Raw genomic sequence first — 16,046 nt, forward strand, 5'->3', positions numbered from 1 at the left:
CCGAACGCTTCATCGCCCCGACGACTTACCAGATCTTCACCCGCTGCTTCGGATCGAGATAAAGCTTCTGCCCGGCCTTGGGCGAAAATGCCTCATACCACGCATCGATATTGCGCACGGTCTGGGCGCGGAAGCGACCCGGCGCATGCCCATCGCCGATGATCTGCGCACGGAGCGCCGCGTCGCGGGTCTTCGAACGCCAGGACTGCGCGAAGGCCAGGAAGAAGCGCTGGTCGCCGCTCAGGCCGTCGATCACCGGCGCTTCCTTGCCGCCCAGCGACTTGCGATAGGCCGCATAAGCGATGGCCAGGCCCGATACGTCCGCGATGTTCTCGCCCAGCGTCTGCTGGCCGTTGACGTGCAGACCCGGCAGGGCTTCGTACTGGTTGTACTGCTCGACCAGACGCTGCCCCGCGGCCTTGAAATGCTGCTGATCGGCGTCGGTCCACCAGTTGGCCAGACGGCCCTGGGCATCGAATTCGGCACCCGTGTTGTCGAAGCTGTGGCTGATCTCGTGACCGATGACGGCGCCGATCGATCCGTAGTTCGCGGCGGCATCGGCCTTCGGGTCGAAGAACGGCGCTTCGAGAATGGCCGCCGGGAAGTTCAGCGCGTTCTGTAGCGGCAGGTTCACCGCGTTGACCGTCTGCGGCGTCATCCACCATTCGTTGCGATCCACCGGCTGGCCGAGCTTGGCGACCTGGTGGTGGTATTCGAATGCCTCGGCGCGCAGGTGATTGCCGAGTGCGTCGTCCGGACGGATATCCAGTGAACCGTAATCGCGCCACGTATCGGGATAGCCCACACCGACCTTGACGGTCGCGATCTTGGCCTTGGCCTTCTGCTTGGTCGCGGGAGTCATCCAGTCGATCGTGTCGACGCGGTCATCGAACGCTTTGAGGATGTTGTCCACCATCGTCTGGACTTCCGCGCGGGACGATGCCGGGAAGTACTTCTTGACGTAGATCTGGCCTACCGCGTCGCCGAGGTCGTTATTGGTGCGGGCAAGACCGCGCTTCCAGCGATCGCGTTGCTTCGGCGTGCCTTGCAGCGTGTGGCCGAAGAAGTCGAACGAAAGATCGTCGTAAGCCTTGGGCAGCAGTCCGGCGTTTTCGCTGATCGCGTGGAAACGCAGGTAAGCCTTCCAGGTGGCGACTGGCTCGCTGGCGACGAGGGCGGAAAGCTTGGTCACCGTGTCCGGCTGCCAGACGATGAAGGTTTTCTGGGTATCGAGGCCAGCGGCCTTGAAGTAAGCGGACCAGTCGATGCCGGGGGCCTTCGTGGCGAATGCGCCAATCGGCCACGGGTTGTTCGCCTTATGGATGTCCTCGCTTTCGACGATGCTCTGCTGTGCTTTAGCGATCTTCGTTTCCAGCGCGAAGATGTCGCGTGCCTTGCCTTCCGGGTCGGGCGTGCCGGCCTGCTTCAGGATCGCGACGATATAGGCCTGGTACTTCTCGCGCGCCGCGACCATGTCCTTGCCGCTTTCGAGGTAGTAGTCGCGATTGGGCATGCCGAGGCCGCCCTGCAGCAGGTAGGGCAGGTTGTGCGACGGGTCTTCCAGGCCCTGCGCGACGAACAGGCCGAACAGATGATCGGTGTGCAGGTTGGTGGCGTTGATCGGATCGACGTCGGCGCGCAACTGGCCGCCGAGTACGCGCGAGAGGTCGGCCGGCGTGCCGATGGCATCGATGGCGCCCAGCTCCGCGGACAGCGGCTTCAGGCCGGCCTTCTCGATGGTGGCGTCGTCCATGAAGGCCTTGTAGTAGTCGGCGATCAGTCGTGCCTGGCTGCCCTTGGCCGGATTGCCTTCGCCCGCGGCTTTCACCAGTTCGGCGTTGCGCTTCTCGGCCTTCTCGAACACCTGCAGAAAGATGCCGGTGCTGGAGCGGTCGGCGGGGATGACCGCCGTTTTCTGCCAGTGGCCGTTGGCGTAGCCGTCGAAGTCGTCGCCGGGCTGGACGGCGCGGTCGATACCGGCCAGATCGACGCCGCCGGGCTCGGGAGCCGGCGAGGGCGCGGGACTGGCCGCGAGGGCGGACGCGCCGCAGGCGACGGCGGTAGCGAAGATCCAGCGATAACGGGCCATGGGCGCGCACCTTCTTAAAGGACGGATTGGGCGCCCACGATAGTCCCCGCCGGGGCCGTTGTGACTATGACCAATGGCCCAGAAGCGATTTTCGGCACGATTTTTCTGAAAAACGCGCCATTAACCCCGTCGCGCCGCCCGTTGGCGAGCTGTTGTGCAGTAATGACCATCCGGCGCCCATCCCGCGCCGGAAGGGGGCCGGCCACGGGTCGCCCGGGCCGGCTTCCGCGTCAAATCTCACTAAGCAGATAACAGACCTGGAGATCTATATGAACGCTCGTTTCGAACTTACCGGCCCCCTGATGGACATTTCAAGCTATCCCATCTGGGCACAGGATATGGTGTCGTCCTGTTCGGATGCGCGGCACGGCATCGTGGAACACGAGATGTGGGACGCCATGCGCGCCGCTCGTCTCGACCCGGTATCGACCCGCAACTTCATGGTGGGCGTGTGGCCCGTCATCGAACGTTTTCCCGCCTATATGTCGCATAGTCTGCTGAAAACCCGTTATGGCCGCAGTCAGGGCGATGACATGGCCCGCCGCTGGCTGGTCCGTAATATCCGCGTCGAGCAGAACCACGCCGATTACTGGCTCAACTGGGCCGAAGGCGCGGGCGTCGCGCGCGAGGAAGTGCTCAATGGAGTGGCACCGACGGGGTCCCAGGCGCTGGCCAGCTGGTGCGAGGAGGTCAGCAGCCGCGACTCGCTGGCTGCGAGCATCGCCGCGACCAACTATGCCGTGGAAGGGGCGACCGGGGACTGGTCCCAGCTGATCTGGGAAAGCAAGGCCTACGCCGAAAGTTTGCCGATTATCGGCCGTAAAGCCAGCCTGCGGTGGCTACAGTTACATGCAGCTTATGACGATACCCATCCGTGGGAGGCTCTGGAAATCGTCTGCGCGTTGCTTGGAAACAATCCGCCGATCGACGAAGTGGAGCACATTCAGGAGTGCGTCCGCCGCAGTTACGTCAGTATGAGCATTACCCTCGACAGGTGCATGGACGCAGCGGCAACGTTCGACAATATGAACGAAGTTGCGGCATAACGGGGCGTCGCCGTAGCAAAGTGGCGCATTATTGACGTGAGCTTTGGTTGAACGAGGGCCGCGATGCGCAGAACCCATGCTGGCATGCAACAGCCTCTGTTGCGGCGCCTGAGGCCCCTGGCCTATGCGCTCGTGGCCGTCGTTGCCCTGATTCTCCTGCTCACGTGGGGAGCTTTGCAGACTCAGGTCATTCTCGCCGGTTTTCTCAACGGCGAGAGTGTCTGGGCCAAGGCGCAGAAGCAGGCTGTGATCGATCTGGACGATTACGCTTCCACCGGGGACGCGGTGCATCTCCAGGGCTTCCACACCAATTACTCCATTCTGATAGCCGACCGTTGGGCGCGCGACGCCATCGCCGCCGGCAATTTCGACCAGAAGGAAGTAGAAGATTCCTTCGCGCGGGGCGATGTCATCCCCGTGGCTATTCCCGGCATGGTGTTCATGTTCGAACACTTTTCCAGTCTTCCTTACATGAAGGAAGCCAATGTCGCGTGGCGTTCCGTCGACGGCAGTCTGGAAGAACTGAACCAGATCGCCGACCGGCTTCAGCACGACTATGCGAAGGGGACGCCGCCGCCAGCGGATATTCGCGCCGTACGCGCGAGGATCTCCGCGCTCAACCGTTATATCGAACCGCGAGCGAAGCTGTTTTCCCTGCAGATCGCCAATGGCGCCGTATGGCTGGGACAGGTGTTGTTCTTCGCCGTCCTTGGCGTGGCCGCGCTGGCATCGTTGCTGTGGCTGCGCATGGCCGGACGAATTCTTTCCAGCATTCGCGGTACGGAAGAGCGTTACAGCCTGCTCTTCGACAGTGCGGCGGACGCGATCTTCATCGCGGACGAGGCCACGGGGCGCATTCTCGACGTCAATCAGCGCGCCGCATCGTGGATCGGCTGCACCCGTGCGGAATTATTGGGGATCGACCTCGGCAGTCTGTTCGCCGAAGGATCGCCGCAATCGGGCGTCGGCTCGCTGCGCATGCCCGAGGGCGGCACACTACCCGTGGAAACGCAGAGCAGTCTGGTCGTATGGGGCGATCGTCGCGTCTGTCAGGCGATCGTGCGCGATATCTCCGAGCGCGTGGCGATCGAACAGGAACGCCGCATCGCCGCCGAGGCTTTGGCGAGCATCGCCGAGGGCGTCATCATCGCCGACGCCGACCGTCGTGTGACGACCGCCAACGAGGCCCATACACGTCTGACCGGCATCCCGGCCGAGGCGCTCCGGCATACGCGTTTCGATGCCACGCGCACGCTACCCGATGGACGTCCGTTGCCGCAGATCATCTGGGACGATGTCGCCGAAGGCGCGAACTGGGTAGGCGAAGTGGAAAGCCGTCGTTCCGACGGTACGACTTATCCGGAAATGCTCAGCATCAGCGCCATCCGCGATGGCATGGGGCGGCCGCAACACTACGTCGCCGTGTTCACCGACGTCACCGCACGCAAGGCGGACCGGCAACGTCTGCAACACCTGGCGACACACGATCCGCTGACCGGTCTGGTTACCCGGTCGGAATTCGAGCGTCTGTGCAGCGAAGCGATAACGCGCGCCACGCACAGCCGGGGCGCGATCGCCGTGATGTTCGTCGACCTCGATGCCTTTAAGGTCGTCAACGACAGTTATAGCCATGCGATCGGCGATACGTTGCTGGTCCGCGTGGCCGACCGCATCCGTGCGCAGCTGGCGCGCAAGGATGTCGCGGGACGTATCGGCGGCGACGAGTTCACCATCCTGCTTCCCGATCTGCGTTCCCGCGAGGAAGCGTCGGAGGTGGCGCAGGCATTGCTGGGTGCGCTGGCCCGTCCGTTCGATCTGGGCGACTACGAAATTTTCCTCAGCGCGAGCATCGGCATCGCGGGTTTTCCGCTGGATGGTGGCGATCCCGTAACGCTGATCGCGAACGCCGACGCGGCGATGTATACGGCCAAGTCCGAAGAGCGCAACGCGCTCAGGTTCTACACGCCGAAGATGCATGCCGATGCCCGCAGGCGTTTGCAACTGGCGGCGGATCTTCGCCAGGCGCTGGTACGCAACGAGTTCCATCTGGTGTATCAACCCAGCGTCGAGCTGCGCACCGGCCGGATCGTCGCCGTCGAGGCGCTGATCCGCTGGAAACATCCCGATCGCGGCAACGTGACGCCGGACGAGTTCATTCCTATCGCCGAAAGTCTCGGGCTGATCCGGCTGATCGACCGCTGGGTACTGGAAACCGCCTGCGCGCAGGTATGCCGTTGGGACGAAGCCCATCTGCCGCCCATCCGCATCGCGGTGAATGTCTCGGCGGGGTCGCTGGGTCATCCCGATTTCGTTGCCGGCATCAGTGCGGTGCTTACGTCTACCGGTTTGCCGGCCAAACGTTTGCTGCTGGAAATTACCGAAAGCGCGATTCTTCACCTGGGCGAAGACACGCAGCGCACGATGCTCGCGTTGCATGGACTGGGTATCGGTGTCGCGATCGACGATTTCGGTACGGGTTATTCGTCGCTGGCGTATCTGAAGCTGCCTTCCGTCAAATTCCTGAAGATCGACCGTTCGTTCATTACCGGATTGCCCAATAGTTCCAACGACGCCGCCATCACCGAAGCGATGGTGGCCATCGCGCGCAGCCTCGATCTGAACACCATTGCCGAAGGTATCGAAACCGAGGGACAGCATGAATTCCTGCTGCGCGCGGGATGCGCCGAGGGACAGGGGTTCCTCTATTCGCGCCCGCTGCCCACGGAAGAGATCGAGCGGCTGCTCGCGCCGAATGCGAAACAGCCGGCGAAGAAACTGACGCTGGTGCCGCCGAAGAGGGCGTGAGGCCCTCTCGGTTCCCGTGGAACTCAACAACTCCTGTGGGAGCGCGCCCGCGCGCGAAAGCCAACGGAGCGAGGATGCCGTGGGTGGTATCCGCAGCCAGGACGGCGGGCTCGCGATGTGAGCGCGGACCTTCCTCGCTCCGTTGGCTTTCGCGCGCAGGCGCGCTCCCGCAGAAATCGGAAATCGGAATTTGGGGACCTTGTGGGCGGAATGAACAAGCCTGTCGCAAGCCCGGGCGTTAGAATAGTCGGCAGTCACCCATCGTCAGGCCCCCACCGTGTCGAATACCGACTCCATCGTTTTCCTCCTCGACGTCGACAACACCTTGCTCGACAACGACCGCTTCAGCGCCGACCTTGCCGCACGTCTCGAACGCGATTTCGGCCCCGAAGGCCGCGACGCCTATAACGCCATCGATCACGACCTGCGCGACCAGTACGGTTATGCGGATTACCTCACCACGCTGCAGCGCTTCCGTATCGGACGCGAGACACATCCGAAGCTGGCGGAAATGTCGTTCTTCCTGCTCGACTACCCGTTCGACGAGCGCGTATTTCCGGGCACGCTCGACGCCATCGCCCACCTGCGTAGCATGGGACGGCCGGTCATTCTTTCCGATGGCGACGTCGTGTTCCAGCCGCGCAAAGTGCGCCGTGCGGGGCTGTGGGATGCGTTTGCCGGCGACGTGCTCATCTATGTGCACAAGGAAGACATGCTGGACAATATGCGCGCCCGGTATCCCGCGACGCACTACGTCATGATCGACGACAAGCCACGCATCCTGGTCGCGCTGAAGAAAATCATGGGCGACAGCGTCACTACGGTTTTCGTGCGTCAGGGGCACTACGCCGCTGCGGCGGGCAAGGAACTGGAAGAGACGCCGCCCGATATCGTGCTCGATTCCATCGCCGATCTGCGCGGACTGGACGCCAGCGCCTTCGGGCCGCGCAACGCTACGGCCTAGGCGGAAGCAGTTTTCCGGGATTGAGGATGCCGTCGGGATCGAAGGCATCCTTCACGTTGTGCATCAGGTGCAGCGTGGCGGGCGACAGTGCCAGTGGCATGAATTCGCGTTTGGCGATGCCGATGCCATGCTCGCCCGACAAGGTGCCGTCGAGCGAAATGACGAGCGCGAAGACATCGTGCAGGCAAGCCTCGGCCCGTGTGCGTTCGGCATCGTTGCGCGGCAGCAGGTTCACGTGCAGGTTGCCGTTGCCGGCATGACCGAAGCATACGATCAGGACATCGTGCGCGGCGGCCAGTCGCTTCACACCGTCGACCAGCTCGGGCAGGCGACTGACGGGTACCACGACGTCCTCATTGATCTTGTGCGGCGAAATCGTGCGTTGCGCGGGAGACAGCGCTTTGCGCGCGGACCATAGCAATGCGGTTTCCTCGTCGGTGCGCGCAACGCTGAGTTCTATCAGGCCGTCGCCCCGCGCCGCCGCGGCCACCGCATCGGCGGCCGCGGGCAGGGCGTCGGGTTCGCCGTCGACCTCGATCATCAACATGGCGCCGGCGACGGGCACGGTGTCGCCACCATGTGCACGCGCAAGTCCGAGTGCGACATCGTCGATGAACTCCAGCGCACACGGCGTCACCGGTTGCGCCATGATGCGCGCGACGGCGCGCGCGGCCGATCCGACGTCTTTATAGGTCGCACGCATCGTGCGCAGTGCCGACGGTTTCGGGGTGAGCTTGAGCGTAGCCTCCGTCACCAGTGCCAGCGTGCCTTCCGAGCCGATCAGTAAGCGGGTGAGGTCGTAGCCTGTAGCGCCTTTCGTCGTATAGGTGCCGCAGCGGAAACCTTCGCCGCTGCCGGCCACCGCGCGCAAGCCCAGTGTGTTGTCGCGCGGGCTGCCGTATTTCACGGCGCGCGGACCAGCCGAGTTGCACGCCAGATTCCCGCCGATGCTGCACCAGGGCGACGAGGTCGGATCGGGTGGCCAGAAGAATCCCAGCGGCGCCAGCGCTTTCTGCAGATCGCCGTTCAGTACGCCGGGTTCGACGATGGCGAGGCGATTGTCCGGATCGATCCTGACGATGCGGTTCATGCGCTCGAAACTGACGACCACGCCACCTTCGACGGGCACCGTGGCCCCCGTGGTGTTCGTGCCACGACCCCGGGCGATCACCGGCACGCGATGGCGCCGGCAGGCACGTACAAGCGATTCGACCTGCTCGTGGCTACGGACGAATGCAACGGCGTCGGGCAGCGCCTGCCGCCGCGAATTGTCGTAGGAGTAGCTGAGGCGCTCGGCCTCGGCCATCGAGAAATCGTCGCCAAGGAGATCGCGTAGCTCGGCGCCCAGCGAGGTGGGGAAGGGGGTGGTCATGGTGTGGATGATAGCGCTGCGGTATCGCGGGATGTTTCGCGGTTACACCGCGTCGAACGCGCCGCGGTGCCAGTCGGGCGGGGCGTCCCCTTCGAAGGCCACCACATCGAATCGGCACGGGCGCTGCGCGTCGCGTGGGTATCTGAGCAGATAAAACGATGCGGCGCGGATAAGTTTTTGCTGTTTCGACGCTGTCACCGAAGCGGCGGCGCCGCCAAAGGCCCGGCCGCTTCGATAACGCACTTCGACGAAGACCAGCGTGTCGCCTTCGCGCATCACCAGATCGATTTCGCCGCAGCGCGTCTGGTAGTTGGCTTCCACGAAGGTCAGGCCCTGGCCTTCGAGAAAAGTCCGGGCGCGTGCCTCGCAGCGGTCGCCGGCGGCACGTCGCGGCGTGACGGATGGTTTCTGTTTCACGCGGACGTCCCTGTCTGCGATGGATGGGATCAGCCTTCGCCGGTGTCCACGGTGGGCGATGCGGCGGGAGCTTCGAGTTCGAGGCTGCCCGCGATCGGATGGGCCATGCCATCCTGGAAACGGGCCCAGATCAGCACGCGCCGCACGCGGCCGAACTCATCCGCGACCAGTTGTCCGGTGGCGCCGGGAAAATAGCTGCCGGGATGCGCGCGCAACCATTCCAGATAGGGCACCAGGCCCCAGGCGTCCATGCCGAACGCGAAGAGCCGCGCCGACACGCCGCGCGTGGGCGGCATGCTGCCCGTAAGATCGCTGCGGCGGGGCAGGCCGGGCTGGGCATCGAACAGCCACGGCGCGTCGCAGAATTCCACGCCGTCCAGATCGCGATCGGATGCCGCATCGTCGACGCCGCCGTACACGTGCGAGGTGGCGAAGATCGGCAGGGTGTTCTTCGCAAGCCGCAACTGGGGCACGAGCAGGCGTGCCTGCTGCGGCTTCATGCTGATGAAGATGCCGTTGGTGACCGGGTCCTTGTCGGTGGACTCGTGCAGTTGGGACGCATAGTCGACGGTGGCGGTGTTCAGCGTGATCTGGCTGTCGAGAACGCCGCCGCGTGCTTGCCACTCCGCTTTGAATGCGTTGCCCGCGCGCCGCGCGAAGTCGTCCGTGGACACGATGACGCTCGCGTTCTTGATGCCGCGATCCGCCATGTGATCGGCGACCTGCGCGCCCTCGGTTTCGGGAAGCAGGCCGAATTCGTTGGCGCCGGCAGGGGGCAGGTTGCGATTGTCGTTCGGGTAGTTGAGCGTGAGGATCGGAGCCGGCAGTGCGCCTTTGGCGAAAATCGCCGAGACGCCGTCGCGGTTCAGTGGGCCGACCACCAGCCGTGCGCCTTCGGCAACGGCCTTGTCGTAAGCAGCGACGGCGTGCTGGGCGTCGTTGCCCGAGTCGTAGACGGCGACGGCCGGACGCGGGGCGTCGTTGCGGCCAGCGTCGATGTAGGACGTGAAGAAGCCGTCGCGGATGGTGGTGCCCGCGGAGGCAAGGGGGCCGCTCAGCGGCAGCAGCAGGGCGACCTTGGTCGGCACCTTATAGCCTTCGCGTACACCCTTTTCGCCGCCGGTGACCGTGCCGACCGCCTGATCGAGAACGGCGGGCGGACGCGACACGCTGACGCCCAGCTGGGTCTGCGCTTCGTTGATCCACGGCAGCATGCGATCGCCGGGAGGCAGGCCAGCCGCGCGACCGGAGAGATCGGCGGCACCGAGGCCCGATAGCAGGGTGACGATCTGCCGGCGGTTCTGCTCGCGGTCGAGGCCTTGCAGCTGAGCGTCCATGTCCACGCGCGTACCCGCCGCCTTCCAGGGATCGCCCGCGGCAGCCTGCGCACGGGCGCGAAGTTCCGTCAGGCGCAGCATCAGGGCGGGCGATACGCGGGACGTGGGCTGGCCCGTCAGGGAGAGCGCGGTGGCGGGATCGTTGTTCTTGAGGGCGATTTCGGCACGCAACGCGTCGAAGTGCAGGGCGTCCTCGCCTTCCAGTTTCGAGCGCCGGATGTCGGCGAGCAGCGGGGCGCCGCGTTCGATCGTGCCTTCCTGCCGGTAGGACTCCGCCGCAAGCAGCTTGTAGTAGTCGCGGTGGCTGGGGTCCTGACTGGCCAGATCGAGATAAGCCTGCGCCGCCTCGCCGAACTGACCCCGGGTATACAGCGCCTGCGCCGCCTGTGTCGCCGCGCCGGAAGGCGCGCTCGTGGTGCGCTGGGCGCCCGGCGTGACGCAGCCGGCGAGTCCGGCGGTGAGCAGAAGGCCACAGGCCATGGTGCGAAACGGACGCATGGGGGAATTCCATTGAAGGCAGCGCCCGGGATCATAGCCGATCAGTTTGAATGGTCGCTGTGAGGTACGCCCGCTACGGCTGAAGGCGCTGATTGTGGGTAGGAGCCCGCTTGCGGGCGAAGGCCAACGGGGCGAGGAAGACGGATGCTCACATCCGCGAGCCCGATGGTCTGGCTGCGGATGCCACGTACAGCATCTCCGCTCCGTTGGCTTTCGCCCGCAAGCGGGCTCCTACACACAACCAGGTGGCTCCCGCTGGGGGGGTGCATCGCTGGCGTGCCCGTACAATGACGAGTCGCTTTAAAGGAACTACCCCATGTCCACGCCCAAGCAAGGCACTCTCTTTGTCGTCGCCACGCCTATCGGCCATCGCGACGACATCACGGTGAGGGCTATCGAGACGCTGAAGCGTGCCGATGTCGTTGCCGCCGAGGACACCCGGCATACGCGGCCGCTTCTACAGCATTACGCCATCGACACCCCGTTGGTGGCCCTGCACGATCACAACGAACGAACCGCTGTCGATGGCCTCGTGACCCGGATGCTTGGCGGGGAAAGCGTGGCGCTGGTGTCCGACGCCGGTACGCCGCTGATCAGCGATCCTGGTTTCCGTCTCGTTCGTGCGGCTCGTGCGGCGGGTATCCGTGTCAGTCCGATCCCCGGCGCGTGTGCGGCGATCGCCGCCCTGTCGGTGGCGGGCCTGCCCAGCGACCGGTTCGTGTTCGAGGGATTTCTTTCCGCGAAAGCGGGCGCGCGTCGGTCGCGCTTGCAGGAACTCGTCGGCGAGACGCGCACCGTTATCTATTACGAGTCGTCGCATCGCGTCCTCGAATGCCTGGAAGACATGCGCGAGATTTTCGGTGCGGAGCGTGAGGTCGTGCTGGCACGCGAGCTGACGAAAATGTTCGAGACGGTACTGGGCGAGCCGCTGGGTACGCTGGTGGAGCGCGTCGCCGCCGATCCCAATCAGCAGAAGGGCGAGTTCGTGCTGATGGCGGCGGGGCACACGATGGACGAAGACGCCCGCGTGGGCGAAGGCCTGCGGGTATTCGCGATTCTCCGCGAGGACATGCCGCCGGCGAAGGCGGCCAAGCTGGCGGCGGCGATCACGGGTGCGCCGAGGAAGGCGCTGTACGGGGCAGGTTGATCAAAATGCGGCCGCGGTGGTGTAGGAGCCCGCTTGCGGGCGAAGGCCAACGGGGCGGAGATGCTGTGCGTGACATCCGCAGCCCGTAGACCGGGCTCGCGGAGGTGGGCATCCGTCTTCCTCGCCCTGTTGGCCTTCGCCCGCAAGCGGGCTCCTACAAATATCCGTGGGACCGTCTCGCGACGTGTACAATTCGCGGTGGAGTCGGCCGGGCAGTCGCGTCGCGCGTAAGCGCATCGAGGAAAGTCCGGGCTCCATAGGGCAGGGTGCCAGGTAACTCCTGGGCAGCGTGAGCTGACGGCCAGTGCAACAGAGAGCAGACCGCCGATGGCCCCGCAAGGGGATCAGGTAAGGGTGAAAGGGTGCGGTAAGAGCGCACCGCGTGCGGGGCTAACGCCGCATGGCACGGTAAACCCCACCCGGAGCAAGACCAAATAAGGGGACTATGACGCGGCCCGTGTCGTCCCCGGGTAGGTTGCTGGAGCCTGACGGTGACGTCAGGCCGAGAAGAATGACTGTCGCGTCGCAAGACGTACAGAACCCGGCTTATAGGCCGACTCCTTTCATTCGCAACAACGGGATGCGCCCGACGTCGACCATGACGTCGGGCGTTCTTGCGTTCGGACGTTGCGATTGCCTGAACACCCGCTTCAGTTCCACCCGATTCTGCCTGAGACGCAGCTCACAGTTCGTCGTCGGCGCGCACAAAAAAACCCACTGATTCAAGCACCTTGCGGCCCTTCCTCATAAACGGCTGGAAATACGCATGAACCGCAGCTTTCTCTTTGATTCTCAAGAAAAATTTCTTGACAGTCTCAGGGGGCGAGACTATCGTGGGCTCCGGTGTCAAATCGTGGGATTTGGTGGGGTAATCAGCGAATGTTCCAAGGCGAAACAGCCATCACGGTCGACGACAAAGGTCGTCTGACGATTCCGACTTCATATCGGGATCTGGTCGTGGGTGCTTGCGCCAATCGTCTGGTCATTGCCTACAACCCCTTTGAAATCGGTTGCCTGTGGATCTTCCCTCACGACGAGTGGGAAAAGGTCCGGGATCAGGTGAACGCATTGCCCAGTGTAAAAGCCGTCCACCGCGCCCTGCAGATGAAGCTGGTGGGTGCCGCGGCGATGGTCGAACCCGACGGTGCCGCGCGAGTCCTTCTTCCCGCAAGTCAACGCGCGGCGGCGGGCATAGAGAAAAAAGCGGTACTGCTGGGCATGGGTAACAAATTCGAACTCTGGAGCGAGCAGGCCCACCTCGCGAAGATTCGCCAGACCATCGGCGAAGACGATATCAGCGACGACATGACCGAACTGCGTTTGTAATGACTTGAGGTGACGGTGAAACGGGAGCGGGGTGCAGCGATGGCGGGGCGCGAATTGCGGCACATCCCGGTGATGCTCGATGAAGTACTGGAGGGACTCGCCTTGCAGTCTTGCGGGCGCTATCTGGATGGGACCTTCGGTCGTGGCGGGCATGCCCGCGCGATTCTTTCCCATCTCTCCGAGTCGGGCCGCCTGTTCCTGATGGACCGCGATCCCACGGCTATCGCCGAGGCCGAAGCCAGCTTCGCCGCCGATCCGCGCGTCGCCATCCGTCACGACAACTTCGCCACCATGGGCGACTGGCCCGAGCTTGCCGACGGCCTCGACGGCATTCTGCTCGACCTGGGCGTGTCCTCGCCCCAGCTCGACGACACCACGCGCGGCTTCAGCTTCATGGGCGATGCTCCGCTCGACATGCGGATGGACACGACGCGTGGCGAAAGTGCCGCCGACTTCCTCGCGACCGCCGAAGAGCGCGAGATCGCGGACGTCCTGTGGCAGTACGGCGAAGAGCGCTTCAGCCGCCGCATCGCGAAAGCGATCGTCGAACGCCGTGCCGAGCAGCCGATCACCCGTACCTCCGAACTCGCGGACCTGGTCGCCCGTTGCGTGGGCCGTCGCGAGCCGGGCAAGAATCCGGCGACGCGCAGCTTTCAGGCGCTGCGTATCCGCGTGAATGCCGAACTCGAATCCGTCGAGCATGGGCTCAACGCCGCGCTCGAACTGCTGAAGCCTGGCGGTCGCCTTGCCGTGATCAGCTTCCATTCGCTGGAAGACCGCGCGGTGAAGCAATTCATCCGCAAACACGAAGGTCGCGTGCAGGGCAGCCGTCGCGCGCCGCCGCCGACCGAGATCCGGGTTGCCGCGCTGGCGCCCGTCGGCAAGGCACGCTTTCCTTCCGATGCCGAGATCGCGGCCAATCCGCGTTCGCGTTCCGCCGTGCTGCGCATCGCGGAGAAGCTCGGATGAAGACGTTCGGCGCCATCTGCCTCACGCTGCTCCTCCTCGCCGTGCTCGGTAGCGCGATCGGCGTGGTGTGGACGCGGCACGAGAGCCGGGTGCTGTTCATGGAAATGTCCCGCCTGCAGAACCAGAAGGACGAACTGGGCGTCGAATACGGCCGCCTCGAGCTGGAGCAGGCGACCTACGCCGAACCGGCCCGCATCGATGCGGATGCGCGCGGCAAGCTCGGCATGCTCAATCCGCGTCCGCAGGATATCCAGTTGGTGCGTCGATGAAGGGCCGCTTCGCGAACACCACCGTGCCCAGTCGCCGTCGCGGCCAGGGCCCCAGCCCGCGCAAGCGCATGACCGTCGTGGTCGTGCTGTTGGGCGTGTGCTCGATGGGACTGGTGGTGCGTGCGTTCGATCTTCAGGTCGTGCGCAAGCAGTTCTATCAGGATCAGGGCGACGCGCGCTTCCTGCGCGAAATGCCGATCGCCGTGTCGCGCGGCACGATTTTCGATCGCAATGGCGAGCCGCTGGCCGTATCGACGCCTGTCGCGTCGATCTGGGCCAACCCGCCGGAACTGCTGGAAAACGAAGACCGCATTCCCGAACTGGCGAAGGCGCTGCACGTCGACGCCGAAGACCTGAAGCAGAAGATCGTCCAGCGCAGCGACAAGGAATTCATGTACATCACGCGCCAGATGCGTCCGGAAGACGCGCAGGCGATCATGGACCTGAAAATTCCGGGCATCAATTCGCAGCGCGAATACCGTCGTTACTATCCGTCGGGCGCGGTGAACAGCCACATCCTCGGCTTCACCAGCATCGACGACCGCGGTCAGGAAGGTCTGGAACTCGCTTTCGACGAATGGCTGGCCGGCAAGCCGGGCGCCAAGCGCGTGATCCGCGACCGCATGGGCCATGTCGTCGAAGACGTCGAGCTGGTGCGCGAACCGCAGGCCGGTCGCGACATCACGCTCAGCATCGATCGCCGCATTCAGTACCTGGCCTATAGCGCACTCAGTCAGGCGCTGGAAAAGAACAAAGCCGATTCCGGTTCCATCGTCGTGATGGACGTGCACTCGGGCGAAGTGCTGGCGATGGCGAACCTGCCGTCGTTCAACCCGAACGCCGTGCGCGGCAGCACGCCGCAGGAGCGCCGCAACCGTGCGCTGACCGACGTCGTCGAGCCAGGCTCGACGATGAAGGCGTTCACCATGGCCGCGGCGCTTACCAGCGGCAAATACACGCCGACCAGCCCGCTGATCGAAACCTCGCCCGGCACGTGGATGATGGGCGGTCACCCGGTGCGCGATACGCATAACTGGGGCACGCTGACGCCGACGGGTGTGATCACCAAGTCGAGCAACGTCGGTGCGGCGAAGATCGCCATGACGCTGGACACCGATTTTCTCTACGGCATGTTCAAGTCGTTCGGTATCGGCAACAGCACGGGTAGCGGCTTTCCCGGCGAGGCCGCCGGCTATCTGCCGGTCGGCCGCACCTGGAAGCCGATCGAAAAGTCGCGCATGGCGTATGGATATAACCTCAACGTCACGCCGTTGCAGCTGGCCGTAGGTTATTCCGCGATCGCCAATGGCGGTCAGCTGCGTGCGCCGAGCTTCATCAAGGGAGCCGACAATCCGCCGACCCAGGTCATTACCCCGGACGTCGCGCATGAGCTCGTACGCATGCTCGAAACCGTGGTGAGCCCCGGCGGTACCGGTTTCGGTTTTGCTTCGGTCGCCAACTACAGCGTTGCCGGCAAGACCGGTACGTCGCACAAAGCGTCGGTCGGCGGTTACTCCGCGAAGAACTACATCTCCCTGTTCGTTGGCATGATTCCGGCGAGCGACCCGCGCCTCGTAACCGTCGTTGTCATTAACGACCCACAGAATGGGCGCTACTACGGCGGTTCGGTGGCCGGTCCGGCTTTCGTCCAGGTCATGGAGGGAGCGGTGCGGCTGCTGGATATCGCACCGGACAATGTCGGCCGCTGGTATGCGGGCGGTCCGAGCCAGGGTGGTCTGATCGGTACCACCAGCGCGCCGCCACAGGTCGACGACAGCGCCGCCGAAGAGGTGGTGCCGTGACGCGC

12 protein-coding genes and 1 other RNA gene are annotated in these 16,046 nt (G+C 64.3%); 9 read left to right on the plus strand and 4 right to left on the minus strand.

The genetic code is table 11. The annotated features are described in order from the left end of the window. Nucleotides 1-25 precede the first annotated feature (25 nt). Entirely contained in the window at nt 26-2,089 is a 2,064-nt protein-coding gene (locus tag EC912_RS10960; RefSeq protein WP_132143922.1) for a M13 family metallopeptidase, read from the minus strand. A 269-nt stretch (nt 2,090-2,358) separates the two neighbouring features. Between EC912_RS10960 and EC912_RS10965 the strand changes: the two genes are divergently transcribed. From EC912_RS10965 to EC912_RS10975, 3 genes are all read left to right on the plus strand, one after another. Further along, nucleotides 2,359-3,135: a TenA family transcriptional regulator gene (locus EC912_RS10965; protein WP_132143924.1), complete on the plus strand. Its 777-nt coding sequence runs from the start codon at nt 2,359-2,361 to the stop codon at nt 3,133-3,135. Between the two features lie 84 nt (nt 3,136-3,219). Then, entirely contained in the window at nt 3,220-5,940 is a 2,721-nt protein-coding gene (locus EC912_RS10970) for a putative bifunctional diguanylate cyclase/phosphodiesterase (protein WP_132144645.1), read from the plus strand. 277 nt (nt 5,941-6,217) lie between these two features. Beyond that, nucleotides 6,218-6,904 (plus strand): HAD family hydrolase, encoded by a 687-nt coding sequence (locus tag EC912_RS10975; RefSeq protein WP_132143926.1) that lies wholly within the window; start codon nt 6,218-6,220, stop codon nt 6,902-6,904. Here the strand turns inward: EC912_RS10975 and EC912_RS10980 are convergent. The 3 genes from EC912_RS10980 to EC912_RS10990 are packed head-to-tail and all read right to left on the minus strand — an operon-like array spanning nt 6,894 to nt 10,528. Continuing rightward, the gene (locus EC912_RS10980; RefSeq protein ID WP_132143928.1) at nt 6,894-8,276 is read right to left on the minus strand and encodes an FAD-binding oxidoreductase; all 1,383 of its coding nucleotides are present in this window, start codon (nt 8,274-8,276) and stop codon (nt 6,894-6,896) included. The genes EC912_RS10975 and EC912_RS10980 overlap by 11 nt on opposite strands. Nucleotides 8,277-8,318: 42 nt before the next feature. Further along, complete coding sequence (locus EC912_RS10985; RefSeq protein WP_132143930.1) at nt 8,319-8,693, minus strand: YraN family protein; 375 nt, start codon at nt 8,691-8,693, stop codon at nt 8,319-8,321. A gap of 29 nt (nt 8,694-8,722) precedes the next feature. After that, on the minus strand, nt 8,723-10,528 hold the full coding sequence (locus EC912_RS10990) for a penicillin-binding protein activator (RefSeq protein ID WP_132143932.1): 1,806 nt from the start codon (nt 10,526-10,528) through the stop codon (nt 8,723-8,725). A gap of 316 nt (nt 10,529-10,844) precedes the next feature. Here EC912_RS10990 and rsmI point away from each other — a divergent pair, with 316 nt between their 5' ends. From rsmI to EC912_RS11020, 6 genes are all read left to right on the plus strand, one after another. Further along, nucleotides 10,845-11,675: a 16S rRNA (cytidine(1402)-2'-O)-methyltransferase gene (gene rsmI / locus EC912_RS10995; RefSeq protein WP_132143934.1), complete on the plus strand. Its 831-nt coding sequence runs from the start codon at nt 10,845-10,847 to the stop codon at nt 11,673-11,675. A 200-nt stretch (nt 11,676-11,875) separates the two neighbouring features. Next, an RNA gene (gene rnpB, locus EC912_RS11000) (RNase P RNA component class A) lies at nt 11,876-12,240 on the plus strand. Between the two features lie 314 nt (nt 12,241-12,554). Then, the gene (gene mraZ / locus EC912_RS11005) at nt 12,555-13,001 is read left to right on the plus strand and encodes a division/cell wall cluster transcriptional repressor MraZ (RefSeq protein ID WP_132143936.1); all 447 of its coding nucleotides are present in this window, start codon (nt 12,555-12,557) and stop codon (nt 12,999-13,001) included. Between the two features lie 39 nt (nt 13,002-13,040). Then, the gene (gene rsmH, locus EC912_RS11010; protein WP_132144647.1) at nt 13,041-13,970 is read left to right on the plus strand and encodes a 16S rRNA (cytosine(1402)-N(4))-methyltransferase RsmH; all 930 of its coding nucleotides are present in this window, start codon (nt 13,041-13,043) and stop codon (nt 13,968-13,970) included. Beyond that, nucleotides 13,967-14,239, plus strand: coding sequence for a cell division protein FtsL (gene ftsL, locus EC912_RS11015; RefSeq protein WP_132143938.1), 273 nt, complete (start codon nt 13,967-13,969; stop codon nt 14,237-14,239). Before rsmH ends, ftsL begins: the two co-directional genes overlap by 4 nt. After that, nucleotides 14,236-16,041 carry a peptidoglycan D,D-transpeptidase FtsI family protein gene (locus EC912_RS11020; protein WP_243649239.1) on the plus strand — a complete coding sequence of 602 codons (1,806 nt, stop codon included), beginning with the start codon at nt 14,236-14,238 and terminating at the stop codon, nt 16,039-16,041. The genes ftsL and EC912_RS11020 overlap by 4 nt, the downstream gene beginning before the upstream one ends. The last annotated feature ends 5 nt before the right edge of the window (nt 16,042-16,046 follow it).

The organism is Luteibacter rhizovicinus (genome assembly GCF_004342265.1).
Taxonomy (GTDB): domain Bacteria; phylum Pseudomonadota; class Gammaproteobacteria; order Xanthomonadales; family Rhodanobacteraceae; genus Luteibacter; species Luteibacter rhizovicinus_B.